Here is a 15,075-nt window from a genome sequence, read left to right on the forward strand (position 1 = left end):
CACCATTGTTCGGAGTGTCGCGCGATGTTACCTGCCTAGCACACACAAGCAAAGAGCCGCACATGACCCTGACCCTTCTTGGAATAGAAAGCAGCTGCGATGATACCGCCGCCGCCGTGGTACGTGGCACAGATGTGCTTGCCTCTGTGGTTTATGGGCAGACGACGCTGCACGCCGATTTTGGCGGTGTCGTCCCTGAAATCGCGGCCCGCGCCCATGCCGAAAAACTTGACCTTTGTATCGAAGAAGCATTGCAAAAATCGGGTCTAACACTGCCAGAATTGGATGGGATTGCCGTAACAGCTGGCCCCGGATTGATCGGTGGTGTGCTGTCAGGCGTGATGTGTGCCAAAGGATTATCCGCCGCAACAGGCTTGCCGTTAATCGGCGTGAATCATCTTGCGGGGCACGCATTAACACCGCGCCTGACTGATCAGGTGCCATACCCCTATTTGATGCTACTTGTATCAGGCGGACATTGTCAGTTCCTGATTGCCGAATCCCACGACACCTATCAACGCATCGGTGGCACAATTGATGACGCCCCCGGCGAAGCCTTTGATAAAACCGCACGGATTTTAGGCCTGCCGCAACCCGGTGGGCCTTCGGTTGAAAAAACGGCAGCAGCAGGCGATGCAAAACGGTTCAAGCTACCGCGTCCACTGTTGAACCAAACAGGATGTGACATGTCATTTTCCGGGCTCAAAACCGCGATCTTGCGTGCCCGTGATAGTGTCGTTGCCGAAAAAGGCGGGTTAACCCCGCAAGATCAAGCCGACCTTTGCGCGGGTTTCCAATCAGCGGTCACTGACGTCTTGATCGAAAAGACACGGCGCGCGATGGAGATTTATCTCGCGCTGAACCCCGAAAAACGCAGTTTTGCAATTGCAGGTGGGGTCGCTGCAAACGGGGCCATTCGGGATGGATTGATGCAGCTTTGCGCTGGATTAGACACTGATTTTGTCGCACCACCGCTGAACCTTTGCACAGATAACGCCGCAATGATCGCCTATGCTGGAATCGAAATGATGCAAGCGGGGCACCGTGATGATTTGACGCTTTCTGCGCGTCCGCGATGGCCCCTTGACCAACGGGCGGCGCCCATGCTCGGATCGGGAAAAAAAGGGGCGAAGGCATGAAGATTGGGATCGTTGGTGGCGGTGCGTTTGGCACTGCACTTGGGGTGGCGCTTGCACTTGATGGTAATGACATCGCGCTTTGGGCGCGGAATGCCGATGCTGTCACAGCAATGCAAAACACGCGTAGCAATGCCAAACTGCCCGGTGTAACCTTACCCAAAAATATATCGACTTCAGCTAAGTTAGAGACTGTTTTTAGCTGCGACATCTTGTTGTTGGCAATCCCGGCACAAACCTTGCCTGCGTTCTTGAATGCCCATGCTGCCCAGCTGTCTGGCAAATACCTTGTAGCGTGCTGCAAGGGCATCGACTTAACCCGCATGACGGGCCCAGCCAGCACAATCCGCGATCTCGTGCCGGATGCGACCGCAGCCATGCTAACCGGACCCAGCTTTGCGGCAGATATTGCGCGTGGGCTGCCGACGGCGCTAACGCTCGCTTGTGCAGATGATGCACATGGGGCGATTTTGCAAACCGCACTTTCGACCACATCACTTCGGATTTACAGAACGACAGACACAGTGGGCGCGGAATTGGGTGGCGCGCTGAAAAACGTGATGGCAATCGCATCAGGCGTGGCCATTGGCGCCGGGCTTGGCGAAAGTGCCCGCGCGGCTTTGATCACCCGCGGGTTTCCCGAAATGCAGCGGCTCGCCACAGAATTGGGTGGGCAAGCGGATACGCTGTCTGGGCTATCCGGTTTTGGCGATCTGGTGCTAACTTGCACATCCGAACAATCACGCAATTTTCGCTATGGGCTCGCTCTTGGACGTGGTGAAAGCTTTGACAGTGACACCACTGTTGAAGGGGCCGCAACCGCCCGCGCCGTGCGCCAACTTGCGCGCGATCTAGACATTGATATGCCGATCTGCACAGTTGTCGCAGATCTAACCGAAGATAAAACCGATGTGATGCGCGCGCTAAATGCACTGCTATCACGGCCACTAAAGGAAGAATAAATGCGTTTTGCACTCATGACGACAGACAAACCCGGTGCGCTGCAAGTACGGCTTGATAATCGCGACGCCCATTTAGCATATATAGCGGATACAGGCGTTGTCGAAATGGCGGGGCCATTTCTAGACGACAGCGACCAAATGTGCGGGTCTCTTATTGTGCTAGAGGTCGCTGATCTGGCCGCAGCCCAAGCCTGGGCCGACAATGATCCTTATGCCATAGCTGGGCTTTTCAGCGACGTGCGGATCCAAGCCTGGAAAAAGGTCGTCGGCTAATGGCACATTGGCTGTTCAAATCTGAGCCTGACGTTTGGGGCTGGGACAAACAAGTCGCCAAAGGCAAAGCCGGAGAAGAGTGGGACGGTGTGCGCAACTACCAAGCGCGCAACAACATGCGCGCGATGAAGCTGGGCGATCGGGGGTTTTTCTACCACTCGCGCAGCGGGCTTGAGATCGTTGGCATTGTCGAGGTGTGTGCCGAAGCCCACCAAGACAGTACCACCGACGACGCGCGCTGGGATTGCGTAGATATCAAGGCGATCCGCCCCTTCATAACCCCGGTGACGCTGGCGCAAATCAAAGAAGACGCGCGCTTGCAGGACATGGCGCTGGTAAAGTCTTCGCGCCTGTCTGTGCAGCCCGTCACCGATATAGAATGGGATATCGTCTGCGCCCTTGGAAACACAAAACCCTAGCGTGATGGGGCAAAGCGCCGCATAATCCTACCAAATGGGAGGTTATCTAATGGCTATTCTTTCAATTGTCGTCGCGACAATCGCGGCATTTGCATTTGGCGCAGCCTATTACATGGTGCTTGCAAAACCATGGATGGCAGCGGCAGGCATCAAGGTTGGGGCAGACGGAAAACCTGAAAACGGGGCGAATCCGACTCCTTACATCGTTTCATTCATCTGCATTCTGCTTGTCGCAGGGATGACACGGCATGTTTTTGCGCTTTCGGGAATCGAAACAGCGGGCAAAGGGCTGCAAGCTGGGTTAGGTATTGGGCTGTTTCTTATTACGCCGTGGATTTTCATCAACACGGGTTATTCTGATCGGCCGTGGAAGCTTGCCGTGATCGATGGTGGCTACGCGACTGCAGCCGCGGCAATCATCGGTTTAGTGTTAACGCTGTTTTAAAAAAGGGGGCTCAGACATAGCCCGAACCCCCTTTTCACCCCGCGTGTTCCTAAGCCACCACACGCATATGAATATCTAGGTCCGGGCCTACTGATCCTGATCCCTACTTAACTACAAAATTCAGTATCTAGCAAAGATTTAGCGCGGCGCATTTAATTCAAATGCAAAACGCCCGCGCAATGGCGGGCGTATCTTAACGTAATAACAAAGACTTATCCGTAGATGGCCTCTTTGCCGAAATGCTTTGTCAGCATGTAGTACACAACCGCGCGGTATTTGTTGCGCTCTGATTGGCCATAAGTAGTCAGCACGGAATCAATGGCTGTATCAAGTTCGGCACTGTCTTTGAGGCCAAGCTTCTTGATCAGGAAATTGTTTTTTACTGTCTCAATTTCATCGGGTTGGCTGGCGGCAACGGTTGACGCGTCGGCGTTATAGATCGCAGGGCCGCAGCCGATTGTAACCTTCGTCAGCAAATCCATATCTGGTGTGATGCCGCATTTGTTTTTCAGGTCGTCTGCGTATTTTGCGATTAAATCGTCTCGTTTACCCATGAAATTGTCCCCAGTGTTGATATTTTGAATTGATCGACGTCGCGCGCTTTTGCCGCGCTGAGTGCACGTTAACGGGGGATATTGTTGCACGTAAAGAAAAAACCCTACATGCGGCAATCTTTCGCCGTCAGCGACACAGCCCCCAACCCCGCGATTGCAGATGAAAATGGTCCGCATGAAGCGCGTTGTACTCTGGCGAGAGCGTAAGCTTGAAGAAGCTGCAAGCGCCGTCCCGCGCGGCCCGAAGAAACTGCGCTTGGGATGTGTTCCCGTCCCAATCTCGGATCAAAGATATCCGTTCCCCGTTTGAAAATTGAAACCCACTGATATCAATCGCCTCAGCTGTGGCGTGGGTGCTCATGCTTGTGCTGTTGCCATCAACGGTCCGCATCGCACGGCGGGTTGCAAGCTGTGGTATTCCCACATCGCCATCCGCAGCGCGATTGCGCACCTTGTTTCGACCTCGGCCAATTTGGCTTGCCCGACCGCGGATAGCGCGACCCTATCTTGGATATGACACTGATCGGAAATCACCATGTCGCTCATCGGTGTAAACGACGAATACCCATCTAGTGCAGCAAGACATAGCGCCGGATCATCCGATGCGCGCGATAGCTTCCATGTCGTCAGGGGCGTTATCGCGTCGTCAATACGCAACGGTTGCACTGGATTCCAACCTCGTGGCAACGGGGTTTCAGGATGCACAAACATCCCATAACCGCCCGCTAACAGCGTCATCGCAAAGAAAAACGCGACCACCCCACGCAAAATGGGATGGTCGCGTTTTTTGGTTTCTACTGCGGCCCGGGCCTTCGCCTGACGAATGCTATGCCGCATGATCGCTTAGTAGCGGTAGTGTTCAGGCTTAAACGGCCCTTCGACGGTCACACCGATATAGTCCGCTTGCTCTTTACGAAGCGTCGACAGCTTCACGCCAATCCGATCAAGGTGCAAACGCGCAACTTTTTCGTCCAAATGCTTTGGCAGGATAAACACGCCCGGCGCATATTCGTCGCCTTTGGTCCAGATTTCGATCTGCGCAAGAACTTGGTTCGTGAATGACGCCGACATCACAAATGACGGGTGGCCGGTTGCGTTCCCAAGGTTCAACAAACGCCCTTCAGAGAGCAAGATCAAACGGCTACCCGACGGCATCTCGATCATGTCGACCTGTTCTTTGATGTTGGTCCATTTGTGGTTTTTCAGCGCGGCAACCTGAATTTCATTGTCGAAGTGGCCGATGTTCCCAACGATTGCCATATCCTTCATCTCGCGCATGTGCTCGATCCGGATGACGTCCTTGTTGCCCGTGGTCGTGATGAACACATCCGCGCTATCGACGACATCTTCAAGAACGACAACTTCGAACCCGTCCATCGCAGCCTGAAGCGCGCAAATTGGGTCAACTTCCGTCACTTTCACACGCGCACCAGCGCCGGACAGGGACGCAGCCGACCCTTTGCCCACATCGCCATAACCGCACACAACCGCAACTTTACCGGCCAGCATTGTATCCGTTGCACGGCGAATACCGTCGACCAGCGATTCCTTACAGCCGTATTTATTGTCGAACTTCGACTTGGTCACCGAATCGTTCACGTTGATTGCCGGGAAAGGCAGTTCGCCTTTCTTGTGCAGATCATAAAGGCGGTGAACGCCTGTTGTTGTTTCTTCGGACACGCCTTTGATGGCTTCGCGTGTTTTGGTAAACCAGCCCGGAGTTTCGGCCATACGCTTTTTGATTTGCGCAAAAATGGCTTCTTCTTCCTCAGAAGTCGGAACGGAAAGCACATCTTCGCCAGCTTCGGCGCGCGCACCCAGCAGGATGTATAACGTCGCATCGCCACCGTCGTCCAAAATCATGTTAGCGCCGTCGGGGAATTGGAACGACCGATCAAGATAGTCCCAATGTTCGACAAGTGACTGACCTTTAATCGCAAATACAGGCGTGCCGCCTGCCGCAATCGCCGCAGCGGCGTGATCTTGTGTTGAAAAGATATTGCAAGACGCCCAACGTACGTCCGCGCCCAGCGCGACCAATGTTTCGATTAACACGGCGGTTTGGATCGTCATGTGCAACGATCCCACAATCCGCGATCCCGCAAGCGGTTTGCTTTCTCCATATTCCGCTCGCAGCGCCATCAGCCCCGGCATTTCAGTTTCGGCAATATCCAGCTCTTTGCGGCCAAAGGCAGCGAGGTCGATATCTTTTACGACGTAATCTTGCGACATCATTCATTCTCCTAGAAAGGTTGCGCGCCAATACCACCGCAAACAGCTTGCTACAATCCAAAGCCACGTATTATCCAGATCATTCAACATTAGATTAAGGCAGAATCACTATGAAGCAACCACGCGCGTGGCAACGGATGCTTTCGGGGCGCAGGCTGGACCTGCTAGACCCAACCCCGGTCGACATCGAAATCGCTGATATCGCGCATGGCTTGGCTTTTGTCGCACGTTGGAACGGGCAAACGCGGGGTGATTTTGCTTATTCCGTGGCCGAGCATTCGCTGCTTGTGACTGATATCTTTGCACGGCAGCAGCCCAGCGCCCCAGTGAAATGGCAACTGGCCGCGCTTTTGCATGACGCACCTGAATATGTGATCGGCGATATGATTAGCCCAGTCAAAGCCGCTGTTGGCCCTGATTACGGCGCATTGGATGATCGGCTGACTGCCGCCATCCACATTCGCTTTGGCCTGCCCGCGCAGATCCCCGTCGCGATCAAGCGTCAAATCAAAAAGGCCGACAAGCTATCAGCTTGGCTTGAAGCCGTGCAAATTGCTGGATTTACGGAAGCCGAGGCAAACAAACTGTTCGGCAAGCAGGACCCAGCCTTGACCAAGCAATTGTCGATCCATTTGCGCCCGCCAATGGAAGTGCGCGACGACTTTACCGCAAGACACAAACAACTGATGGATACCCTATGATTGTTCGCCTCGCGACACCCGCCGACGCTGCTCACATGACCACATTGCTCAACGCGATTATCGGAGTTGGCGGGTCAACGGCGCATGAAACGCCATTTACTGTCGAAAAGATGCTGTCTGACTATATCCTGCCGCCTGCGCTGGTCTGTTGTCACGTTGCTGAAAACGCGGGCAAAGTTGTTGGATTCCAGTGGCTGGGATGGCCGCGAAATCCCGATGATCCAATGCCCAAAGGTTGGGGCGTTATCGCAAGCTTTGTCGCGCCAGAGGCGGCAGGCATGGGTGTTGGACAGGGCCTGTTTGCTGCTACAAAATCTGCAGCGAACACGGCGGATGTTGCAGTGATCGACGCAACAATCCGCGCCGATAACGTCGCTGGATTGCGCTATTACGGCGGGCTTGGATTCCAAGACTATGATCGGTTGATCGATATCCCGCTGCGCGACGGCACGAAAGTAGATCGGATCCGCAAGCGGTTTGATCTTTAGTTCGCAGCGAGTGCTGCGCCACCGGTAATCAATGACGGAACCATCTGCTGCACAACCCGGTGCCACCGTGTAACCGGTTGCTCAGCGATAAAGATGATATCGTTGGGGCGTAGGTTCATCTGTGTCGCCAAGACCAAATTGGCGACATTGCGCGCATCAAGCTGCCACGCCGTAACAGCGCCATCGTAACCCGCGCGCAGCACATAGATTTGCGCAGGGTTCGCGGTTTGGCTGGTAAAGCCCCCTTCAGAAAACAACGCATCGGCCAATGTCGCCTCGCGCCCGAACGGCAAGGTAAACCGCCCCGGTGCGATGACTTCACCGGTTAGGTAAACATCGTCGCGCGCGACAGCATCAAGCGCCAGTTGATCCTGAAAATTCGTACGGCGCACTGCCAACGTCGCGCGGCGCTGGTTCAGTTCGGCGGTCAATGCCGCCACTGCTTGCGCCCGTGCTTGGTTCCGCGTTTGCGCCAAGGTGATCTGCTGCTCAAAATATACCTGCGCCCGCTCAAGTGAAAATTCAGTATCGATATAGATACTATCCCCGCCCAAAAGTCGTATTTTGTGAAATTCTGGCGTCGTCAAATATTCGGACAGCAACAACTGATAAAGTGAGCCACCGCGATAAATTCGGATCGACACGTCGGTCCCATCAGACACGGCGACACCGCCAGCACGTGAAATTGCTTCATCCAGGTATATTGGTGTGAGCGTGATCGGAATCGAAACTGGTGCCGCCACCGCACCTCCGATCACGACGGACTGCGCATGAAACTCTGCCATTTCTAAGCTAAACGTCGGGTCGATCCGCGCGCTCACAAAGCTCTCGAAAAGACGGGCTTCTGCTTGCGCGAGCGTCAGATCAAGCAGCATGACCCGGCCAACTGCGGGAATGGAGATCATCCCATCATCTTGGACCGTATATGTCGCTTTCTCGTCTGGCGGAGCCGAAGATGTATCGCGGTTTGTTTCTGGCTGTGTCGTTAACCTGACGATGTCACCGATGCCAATTTTATAGGGCTCTGGGTCAACCTGTGGCGGGATGCGCGTCGCCAATTGCCGGGGTTGCGGCGCGTCGCCTAGCACAGGCAAAACGCCCATCCCTTGCACCCCATTGCTAGCGTTTGCCGCGATTTGCTGTGTAAATGCCGCCGGAATTGCGCGTGGGCTATAGGGTGACTGATTGGCCGTTTCGATGGCTTGGGCCGTCAAGGGTACGACCGTAACAACCCCGTCTTCTGCTTGAACCTTGGGCGATACATATGCGGCCCCGCACCCCTGCAAAACAAGGACTGCGAACAGCATTAAGCATAGGCGTACATCGTGAATCGCTTGACCAAGCAAAATGAAATTATTCCTACCAACATCCCCAACGCCCAAGATGCGTCAAGATTGGTTAATGATTACTTAATAGGAGGAGCTCGCAGGCACCTAACCTTACCTTAAGCAATCCAGTTCAACTTGCATGGCCAAACCCCATAGGATTCGGTTGATGCAATTTTTGCGACCCATTGCGCATCGCGCTCGGAAAATATTCACCCTGCGCCGCCCAGAACGGCTCTGGATTCATTCGTGTGCGGCGCTACTCATCATCTTGGCCTTGCTGGGCACGACCCAATATATCAACCACACCATCATTGATCGTCAGCTCATCGCTGAAACGGGGATCAAGACCTCGCAATCGCAAATCACCTACGCACATGAGATATTATTGATCGCAGAACGCATGACATCGGGGCGCGTCAGCTCTGCTGCGCCTATTGAAAAAGCGATCAAACAGTTTGAACGCAGTTACGCCATGACCGTTTTTGGGAGTCTTTGGACGGACGAGCAACGAACACACTACTTTGGTTCCGCTGAACCACTGCATGCTCTCATCGCCGAATTTGTCGATATTTCGTCAAGATTTAGCACGGCCACCCCAGCGCAATATGCTGGGTTAACGCGACAGCTCAATGATCTCTACACTCACCGCGGTTTGGGAAACGGGCTCGATTCTGCGGCCGCCCTGATGGAGCAAGAGGCCCATGCAGATGCCATTCGTCTCTCTAAATGGCAACGTAGCGTGCTGATAGTTTCAGCGCTTGCACTTCTTGCAGAGGCGATCTTTATCTTTGTGCCCACACATCTCGCCGTGCAGTCAACGATAGGGAAACTACACAGACAAACAAAATCGCTCCGCGATTCACAACATGAACTGCGGCAAATGAACCGCAAGTTGGAACATACCGCCCACCAGGACCCGCTCACCGGTTTACCCAACCGCGCCCATCTGGCGACCTACCTTGGACGCATGAACAAAGAAGAAAAAAGCATAGGTCTTTCGGTTCTGTTTGTGGGGTTAGATAATTTTAAGGCAGTCAACAATTCAGCTGGGCATGATTTTGGAGATGAACTGCTCATCACCGTCGGGCGCGCACTGCAAAGTTGCGTCGACGACGACAATATCGTCGCGCGCGTTGGCGGGGACGAATTTGTACTTGTCACGCATGAGCCCGCACATGTGATGATCGAGAGAATACGGGCATTGTTCGCGGATCCATTCGAGGTAAAGGGCCGTCGTATTCCGATTCACGCGAGCATCGGTTACCTAAAACTTGCCACAAATTCTGAAGACCCGATCAACACGATTGCGGACGCGTCAATTGCCATTCAAACTGCGAAAAATTCTGGTGAAAACAAAACGCTTCAGTTTGAAAAATCGCTGCGGGACAATGTAGAACGCATGCGCTCCTTACAAGCGGAACTTGCGAATGCAATCAAACAAGGTGAGATTGAACCTTGGTTCCAGCCACAGGTCCGCTTGTCGGACGGGCATCTGCATGGGGCCGAGGTTCTGGCACGATGGCGCCACCCAACGCTCGGCTTATTAACCCCTGATCTGTTCATCCCTGCCGCAGAGCGTGCAGGGCTCGTCATCGACATGGATCATAGTATTTGGCGCGCGGCGATGGCGCATGCGGTATTGTGGCAAAAGGAAAACCTTTGGCATCCCAGTATTTCGTTAAACGCCGCACCTGAAACAATTTCGGATCCGCATCTTATTGAACGGCTTTTATTAGAGCTGCAACGTTCCGGGCTTGGGGTCGATCAGATTATTGTCGAGGTGCTAGAAACCACACTTATCAACGGTGCGGATGACATGGCAGCAATCAACATCGATAGTCTTTCTGAATGTGGCATTAGTCTGGAGCTCGATGATTTTGGAACAGGCTACGCCTCGCTCGCGAAACTCACGCAATTACCACTTGATGGGATTAAGCTGGATCGCTCGTTGGTGGCCCCGCTTCCCGATGCAAAGGCCGATAGTATTGTGCGCGCAATTCTTGCTTTGGCTTCAGAACTTGGGCTGCAAGTTATCGCAGAGGGCGTCGAAGAAGACATCCAAGCCACGCATCTTAACGCGCGCGGTTGCGCAGTTGCCCAAGGGTACGGTTATGCGAAACCCATGCCGGCCGAAGAATTCCGTGTCTGGTTAAAAACCCATGCAAATGCCCCGCTACATATCGCGCCGCGCGTCGCGCAAGTGATCTCGTCACCTTGAGGAATGTTATGATAGCCCCTATTTGATGAGAAGCATCGCCAAAAGGATTCCACCGTGGCTAACCATCTCTATCAAAATGATCTGCCTGACGGGCTTGACCTTGGACCAATCGTCGCAATCGACTGCGAAACCATGGGGCTAAACCCACATCGTGACCGTCTATGCCTTGTGCAGATGTCCAGCGGTGACGGCTATTGCCATATGGTTCAGATCGCAATTGGGCAAACAACAGCCCCAAACCTATGCGCGATGTTGACCGACACTAATGTACTCAAACTGTTTCACTTTGGTCGCTTTGATATAGCCGCACTTTTTCACGCGTTTGGCGCGCTCGCTACTCCAGTCTATTGCACGAAAATCGCCTCAAAGCTGGTCCGCACATATACCGAACGCCATGGGTTGCGTAACTTGCTGCAAGAAATGATCGGCGTCGATATTTCTAAATATCAACAACAAAGCGATTGGGGCGCAACCGATCTTACGGAGGCGCAGCTAAATTATGCGGCCTCTGATGTCTTGTATTTGCACCAGCTGAAATCAGCGCTTGATACACGGCTTGCGCGCGAAGACCGCACGCAGATCGCCCAAGCATGTTTTGACTTCCTACCAACACGGGCACAACTAGACCTTGCAGGTTGGCCCGAAACAGATATTTTCGCGCATTGATGGAAAACACAGAAAAATTTCTCGCCACAGGGCGCCGGGTCATAACCGAAGAAGCTGCAGGTCTTACGCAGCTTGCAGACGATCTTGGCAATGGGTTCGCCGCGGCGGTTACGCTACTGTTAACCGTAAAAGGGCGCGTGATCGTATCGGGGATGGGAAAATCAGGCCATATCGCCCGCAAAATCGCAGCGACATTTGCCAGCACAGGCACGCCGGCACATTTTGTCCACCCGGCAGAGGCAAGCCACGGCGATCTGGGCATGATGACTGAAGACGATGTTGTGCTTGTCTTGTCCAATTCGGGCGAAACACCCGAACTTGCAGATATGGTGACCTATACACGGCGCTTTGGTATCCCGATGATCGGCATTGCAAGTCGCGCAGAAAGCACCTTGTTGCAGCAATCTGACGTGCAAATTCTTTTGCCCAAACGCGGCGAAGCCTGCGGATCAGGCGTGGTTCCGACCACATCCACGACCATGACCCTCGCGCTGGGTGACGCGCTCGCCGTAGCGCTCATGGAACATCGCAAGTTCACGTCTGAGAATTTCCGCAAATTTCATCCCGGCGGCAAATTGGGCGCTCAGTTGGCCAGCGTGTCCGATCTCATGCATGTTGGCGCGACAATACCAACGGTAACCACTGATACGCCGATGACCGAGACATTGCTTGCGATCAGCCAAAAGGGGTTTGGCGTTGTCGCCGTTTTGGACGACAACCAGACGCTTGTTGGGATCGTGACCGATGGGGATTTGAGGCGGCACATGGACGGTTTGCTTAATCTCACAGCGGGTGAAGTTATGACCCGAAATCCGGCGACGGTGTCAATTCATGCGCTCGCCGCTGAGGCGCTTGCGATCATGAATGATCGTAAGATCACCTGCCTATTTGCCGCCCACCCAGATTCCCCGCGCAAGCTGGCCGGGGTCCTGCATATCCATGACTGCTTGCGTGCAGGCGTCGTCTAAAATGGGTGGACGCGATAACATCTATTCGCAAATCGTCAATCTCGCGAAGATTATTCTGCCGATTGGGGCTATCGGGCTTTTGTCGACACTGTTCTTGTTCGCCCGCGCGCCCGGCGAACCGACGCAGTTAGATATGACCGAAGTAACTGAAATCGCCCGCGAACAGCGGCTTTCTGCGCCACGATTTTCAGGCGTCACTGATGATGGCGCGACCCTGTCCATCTCAGCGCGCGCCGCGCATCCAAGCCCGGCAGATCCCGCAGTTATTCACACCGACGATATGCGCATGCAAATGAATAACCCTGATGGCAGCAATATTATCATCACCACCATCAGCGGAGAGCTAAACGGCCCTGAGAAAATCGCGCGTTTCGTTGGTATTGCCCATTTGGAAACCTCGTCTGGCTATGCGATGGAAACCAATGGGATCACCGCAGCACTCGACACCGGGGTGATTACGTCTGACGGTCATCTTGAGGTCCGCGCGCCTTTGGGCGAATTAACTGCGGGCAAGGTCACGTTTCAAATGGCCAGCGGTGGCGCCATCCAGCAGATGCTATTCACCAATGGCGTTAAACTGATATACACACCGCAAGAATGATGCGTTCAAAATAGGAAACCTGCCAAGTGTTCAGAAAATTCGCGATCTTGTCGACCTTCCTTTTGTCACTTGCGGGTCCCGTGCTGGCGCAGACCAACATTGATTTGGGCGGCATGACCGTAGATACATCGGCAGCAATCGAGGTCACCGCTGATAGCTTGGCCGTTGACCAAGAGAATGGCACAGCCCAATTCACCGGCAATGTCATCATTGGGCAAGGCGATCTGCGCCTATCCGCGGGTGCCGTCGAAGTGGTCTATGGGACTGAAAACAGCGAGATTGCACAGTTGATCGCGACAGGTGGCGTGACTTTTGTCACCGCAACCGAAGCCGCAGAGGCACAAAACGCCGAATACGATATCACAACGGGGCTATTAACCCTGACGGGTGACGTTTTGCTAACCCAAGGCGCCAGCGCAATTTCCGCGCAAAGCATGGTCGTCAATGTCGAAACCGGAACGGCATCTATGGAAGGGCGCGTGCGCACAGTTCTTCAGCAGGGCGACAACTGATGGACGGCTCCACTATGGATGGCGGCACGGGCCTCAAAATCGTTAATCTGCGCAAAAGCTACCGTAAGCGCCCTGTAATCCGCGACGTCACGATTGATTTGGGCCGCGGAGAGGTTGTCGCACTTCTTGGCCCAAACGGGTCTGGAAAAACAACCTGTTTTTATTCAATCGCTGGTCTTGTCACCCCCGAGGGCGGCAAAGTCATCATTGACGGGCGCGACGTGACATTGTTGCCCATGTATCGGCGCGCGCAGCTCGGTATAGGGTACCTCCCGCAAGAGATGTCAATTTTCCGGGGTATGAGCGTCGAAGATAACATCTTATCGATACTCGAAATCGCACTGAAAGATCATCATAAACGGCGCGAACGGCTCGAAGAATTGCTTTCTGAATTTTCAATCGAACATCTGCGGCGCGCCTCTGCGATGGCACTGTCGGGTGGGGAACGCCGCCGGGTTGAAATCGCGCGATGTCTTGCTGCGGGGCCCAAATACGTCTTGCTTGATGAACCATTTGCCGGTGTTGACCCTATTGCTGTTGGTGAAATCAGGCATCTTGTTGCTGACCTAAAAAACCGCGGGATTGGCGTGCTAATCACCGACCACAACGTCCAAGAAACACTCCAAATCGTTGACCGTGCTTACATTCTGCATGACGGCACAGTCCTGATGAATGGCACCACCGACGAAGTCATCGCCGATGAAAATGTGCGGCGCGTATATCTAGGCGATAGTTTCCGCGTGAACTGATTCTTTGTTCACAATGGCGGCTGAGATATTGACAAGCTTCGTTTTTCGTCGCCAACTGTAAGAGATGACTAACCCGGTTTCTTCTCTCATGACTCGGCTGGCGCCTGCGCCAGGGTCTAAGAATAAAGCAAATGAAATTGGGCTGTTATCGTTTTCTACCGACTAGATGCGCGTTAACGTCACCTCTAGATTTGAGGTGTATTGCGTATCTGCAACCATAAGATAGGAGAAACGATGCGGTATCAAATCAGCGGTAAGCAAATCGACATTGGCGAAGCACTGCAGACACATGTAAAATCAGAGCTCGGTGATATTCTTGGAAAATACGCCGGGCGCCCAACTGATGCATATGTCGTTTTCTCCAAGTCTGGGCATGAATATGTCTGCGAATCCGTTGTGCATCTTTCGACAGGACTGACAGCGCAAGCCACAGGAAAGGCATCAGAAATTTACGCCGCTTTCGATAGCAGCGGGGAAAAAATGGACAAACAACTGCGCCGTTATAAGCGCCGTCTCAAGGACCATCATTCCGGCCGGTCACAACCTGTTGAACTTTCTGATGCTGGGTCATATATCCTCGAGCCAAGAGACGAGTCAGATGAGGCTGCGCAGGATACCGTTAACGCTATGATTGTAGCGGAGATGGAAACAAAAATCCCATCGCTCTCGGTTGGTGAAGCGGTGATGCAAATGGAAATCGCAAGTGCCCCGGTGCTGGTGTTCCGCAATGAGAAACACAATGGAGTTAACGTCGTCTATCGACGTGACGACGGAAATATTGGCTGGATTGACCCCAAATCATTGGGCTAATCCCCCAGTAAAT

General features: G+C 53.6%; 19 protein-coding genes. 14 read left to right on the forward strand and 5 right to left on the reverse strand.

Translation table 11 applies throughout. From position 1 onward, the window contains the following. The first annotated feature begins 62 nt into the window (after positions 1-62). Genes tsaD through DS901_RS17450 form a run of 5 tightly spaced genes read left to right on the forward strand, consistent with a single transcriptional unit; the run spans position 63 to position 3,235 of the window. Positions 63-1,139 carry a tRNA (adenosine(37)-N6)-threonylcarbamoyltransferase complex transferase subunit TsaD gene (gene tsaD, locus DS901_RS17430; protein WP_113778220.1) on the forward strand — a complete coding sequence of 359 codons (1,077 nt, stop codon included), beginning with the start codon at positions 63-65 and terminating at the stop codon, positions 1,137-1,139. After that, entirely contained in the window at positions 1,136-2,098 is a 963-nt protein-coding gene (locus tag DS901_RS17435; protein WP_113778221.1) for an NAD(P)H-dependent glycerol-3-phosphate dehydrogenase, read from the forward strand. The genes tsaD and DS901_RS17435 overlap by 4 nt, the downstream gene beginning before the upstream one ends. Beyond that, complete coding sequence (locus DS901_RS17440) at positions 2,099-2,371, forward strand: YciI family protein (RefSeq protein WP_113778222.1); 273 nt, start codon at positions 2,099-2,101, stop codon at positions 2,369-2,371. Beyond that, positions 2,371-2,790 carry an EVE domain-containing protein gene (locus DS901_RS17445; protein ID WP_113778223.1) on the forward strand — a complete coding sequence of 140 codons (420 nt, stop codon included), beginning with the start codon at positions 2,371-2,373 and terminating at the stop codon, positions 2,788-2,790. The genes DS901_RS17440 and DS901_RS17445 overlap by 1 nt, the downstream gene beginning before the upstream one ends. 49 nt (positions 2,791-2,839) lie before the next feature. Further along, on the forward strand, positions 2,840-3,235 hold the full coding sequence (locus DS901_RS17450) for a DUF1761 domain-containing protein (protein WP_113778224.1): 396 nt from the start codon (positions 2,840-2,842) through the stop codon (positions 3,233-3,235). 212 nt (positions 3,236-3,447) lie between these two features. Here the strand turns inward: DS901_RS17450 and DS901_RS17455 are convergent, their stop codons facing one another. The 4 genes from DS901_RS17455 to ahcY all read right to left on the reverse strand — a co-directional run bounded on the left by DS901_RS17455 (position 3,448) and on the right by ahcY (position 6,021). Next, a complete protein-coding gene (locus DS901_RS17455) occupies positions 3,448-3,789 on the reverse strand; it encodes a DUF2853 family protein (RefSeq protein WP_113778225.1) in 342 nt (113 codons plus the stop codon). A 127-nt stretch (positions 3,790-3,916) separates the two neighbouring features. Continuing rightward, positions 3,917-4,150 carry an extensin family protein gene (locus DS901_RS17460; RefSeq protein WP_181820925.1) on the reverse strand — a complete coding sequence of 78 codons (234 nt, stop codon included), beginning with the start codon at positions 4,148-4,150 and terminating at the stop codon, positions 3,917-3,919. After that, positions 4,147-4,626: a hypothetical protein gene (locus DS901_RS17465; RefSeq protein ID WP_113778227.1), complete on the reverse strand. Its 480-nt coding sequence runs from the start codon at positions 4,624-4,626 to the stop codon at positions 4,147-4,149. Before DS901_RS17465 ends, DS901_RS17460 begins: the two co-directional genes overlap by 4 nt. Before the next feature lie 6 nt (positions 4,627-4,632). Next, the gene (gene ahcY, locus DS901_RS17470; RefSeq protein WP_113778403.1) at positions 4,633-6,021 is read right to left on the reverse strand and encodes an adenosylhomocysteinase; all 1,389 of its coding nucleotides are present in this window, start codon (positions 6,019-6,021) and stop codon (positions 4,633-4,635) included. 110 nt (positions 6,022-6,131) lie between these two features. Between ahcY and DS901_RS17475 the strand changes: the two genes are divergently transcribed. Both DS901_RS17475 and DS901_RS17480 read left to right on the forward strand, forming a co-directional pair. Then, complete coding sequence (locus DS901_RS17475; RefSeq protein ID WP_113778228.1) at positions 6,132-6,722, forward strand: HD domain-containing protein; 591 nt, start codon at positions 6,132-6,134, stop codon at positions 6,720-6,722. Beyond that, positions 6,719-7,210 (forward strand): GNAT family N-acetyltransferase, encoded by a 492-nt coding sequence (locus DS901_RS17480; protein ID WP_113778229.1) that lies wholly within the window; start codon positions 6,719-6,721, stop codon positions 7,208-7,210. The genes DS901_RS17475 and DS901_RS17480 overlap by 4 nt, the downstream gene beginning before the upstream one ends. On the opposite strand, the gene DS901_RS17485 is transcribed toward DS901_RS17480, so the two are convergent. Then, positions 7,207-8,517: a polysaccharide biosynthesis/export family protein gene (locus DS901_RS17485; protein WP_113778230.1), complete on the reverse strand. Its 1,311-nt coding sequence runs from the start codon at positions 8,515-8,517 to the stop codon at positions 7,207-7,209. The two genes, DS901_RS17480 and DS901_RS17485, sit on opposite strands and share 4 nt — an antisense overlap. 187 nt (positions 8,518-8,704) lie before the next feature. Here DS901_RS17485 and DS901_RS17490 point away from each other — a divergent pair, with 187 nt between their 5' ends. The 7 genes from DS901_RS17490 (at position 8,705) to hpf (ending at position 15,062) form a co-directional block, all read left to right on the forward strand. Next, on the forward strand, positions 8,705-10,756 hold the full coding sequence (locus DS901_RS17490; RefSeq protein ID WP_113778231.1) for a putative bifunctional diguanylate cyclase/phosphodiesterase: 2,052 nt from the start codon (positions 8,705-8,707) through the stop codon (positions 10,754-10,756). A gap of 54 nt (positions 10,757-10,810) precedes the next feature. Next, the gene (locus tag DS901_RS17495) at positions 10,811-11,422 is read left to right on the forward strand and encodes a ribonuclease D (protein ID WP_113778232.1); all 612 of its coding nucleotides are present in this window, start codon (positions 10,811-10,813) and stop codon (positions 11,420-11,422) included. Then, entirely contained in the window at positions 11,422-12,390 is a 969-nt protein-coding gene (locus DS901_RS17500; RefSeq protein ID WP_113778233.1) for a KpsF/GutQ family sugar-phosphate isomerase, read from the forward strand. The genes DS901_RS17495 and DS901_RS17500 overlap by 1 nt, the downstream gene beginning before the upstream one ends. A gap of 1 nt (position 12,391) precedes the next feature. Beyond that, complete coding sequence (locus tag DS901_RS17505; RefSeq protein WP_113778234.1) at positions 12,392-12,991, forward strand: hypothetical protein; 600 nt, start codon at positions 12,392-12,394, stop codon at positions 12,989-12,991. A gap of 26 nt (positions 12,992-13,017) precedes the next feature. Continuing rightward, positions 13,018-13,503, forward strand: a complete 486-nt coding sequence (gene lptA / locus DS901_RS17510) for a lipopolysaccharide transport periplasmic protein LptA (RefSeq protein ID WP_258546789.1) — start codon at positions 13,018-13,020, stop codon at positions 13,501-13,503. Further along, positions 13,503-14,252: an LPS export ABC transporter ATP-binding protein gene (gene lptB, locus DS901_RS17515; protein WP_113778235.1), complete on the forward strand. Its 750-nt coding sequence runs from the start codon at positions 13,503-13,505 to the stop codon at positions 14,250-14,252. The genes lptA and lptB overlap by 1 nt, the downstream gene beginning before the upstream one ends. A gap of 234 nt (positions 14,253-14,486) precedes the next feature. After that, positions 14,487-15,062 carry a ribosome hibernation-promoting factor, HPF/YfiA family gene (gene hpf / locus DS901_RS17520; protein ID WP_113778236.1) on the forward strand — a complete coding sequence of 192 codons (576 nt, stop codon included), beginning with the start codon at positions 14,487-14,489 and terminating at the stop codon, positions 15,060-15,062. Positions 15,063-15,075: the final 13 nt, after the last annotated feature.

The organism is Loktanella sp. D2R18 (genome assembly GCF_003318235.1).
Classification (GTDB): domain Bacteria; phylum Pseudomonadota; class Alphaproteobacteria; order Rhodobacterales; family Rhodobacteraceae; genus Yoonia.

Excerpts from the sequence above, each read along its gene's own strand:
- tsaD (WP_113778220.1), top strand. The coding sequence starts at position 63 with ATGACCCTGACCCTTCTTGGAATAGAAAGCAGCTGCGATGATACCGCC.
- DS901_RS17435 (WP_113778221.1), top strand. The coding sequence starts at position 1,136 with ATGAAGATTGGGATCGTTGGTGGCGGTGCGTTTGGCACTGCACTTGGG.
- DS901_RS17440 (WP_113778222.1), top strand. The coding sequence starts at position 2,099 with ATGCGTTTTGCACTCATGACGACAGACAAACCCGGTGCGCTGCAAGTA.
- DS901_RS17445 (WP_113778223.1), top strand. The coding sequence starts at position 2,371 with ATGGCACATTGGCTGTTCAAATCTGAGCCTGACGTTTGGGGCTGGGAC.
- DS901_RS17450 (WP_113778224.1), top strand. The coding sequence starts at position 2,840 with ATGGCTATTCTTTCAATTGTCGTCGCGACAATCGCGGCATTTGCATTT.
- DS901_RS17455 (WP_113778225.1), bottom strand. The coding sequence starts at position 3,789 with ATGGGTAAACGAGACGATTTAATCGCAAAATACGCAGACGACCTGAAA.
- DS901_RS17460 (WP_181820925.1), bottom strand. The coding sequence starts at position 4,150 with ATGAGCACCCACGCCACAGCTGAGGCGATTGATATCAGTGGGTTTCAA.
- DS901_RS17465 (WP_113778227.1), bottom strand. The coding sequence starts at position 4,626 with ATGCGGCATAGCATTCGTCAGGCGAAGGCCCGGGCCGCAGTAGAAACC.
- ahcY (WP_113778403.1), bottom strand. The coding sequence starts at position 6,021 with ATGTCGCAAGATTACGTCGTAAAAGATATCGACCTCGCTGCCTTTGGC.
- DS901_RS17475 (WP_113778228.1), top strand. The coding sequence starts at position 6,132 with ATGAAGCAACCACGCGCGTGGCAACGGATGCTTTCGGGGCGCAGGCTG.
- DS901_RS17480 (WP_113778229.1), top strand. The coding sequence starts at position 6,719 with ATGATTGTTCGCCTCGCGACACCCGCCGACGCTGCTCACATGACCACA.
- DS901_RS17485 (WP_113778230.1), bottom strand. The coding sequence starts at position 8,517 with ATGCTGTTCGCAGTCCTTGTTTTGCAGGGGTGCGGGGCCGCATATGTA.
- DS901_RS17490 (WP_113778231.1), top strand. The coding sequence starts at position 8,705 with ATGCAATTTTTGCGACCCATTGCGCATCGCGCTCGGAAAATATTCACC.
- DS901_RS17500 (WP_113778233.1), top strand. The coding sequence starts at position 11,422 with ATGGAAAACACAGAAAAATTTCTCGCCACAGGGCGCCGGGTCATAACC.
- DS901_RS17505 (WP_113778234.1), top strand. The coding sequence starts at position 12,392 with ATGGGTGGACGCGATAACATCTATTCGCAAATCGTCAATCTCGCGAAG.
- lptB (WP_113778235.1), top strand. The coding sequence starts at position 13,503 with ATGGACGGCTCCACTATGGATGGCGGCACGGGCCTCAAAATCGTTAAT.
- hpf (WP_113778236.1), top strand. The coding sequence starts at position 14,487 with ATGCGGTATCAAATCAGCGGTAAGCAAATCGACATTGGCGAAGCACTG.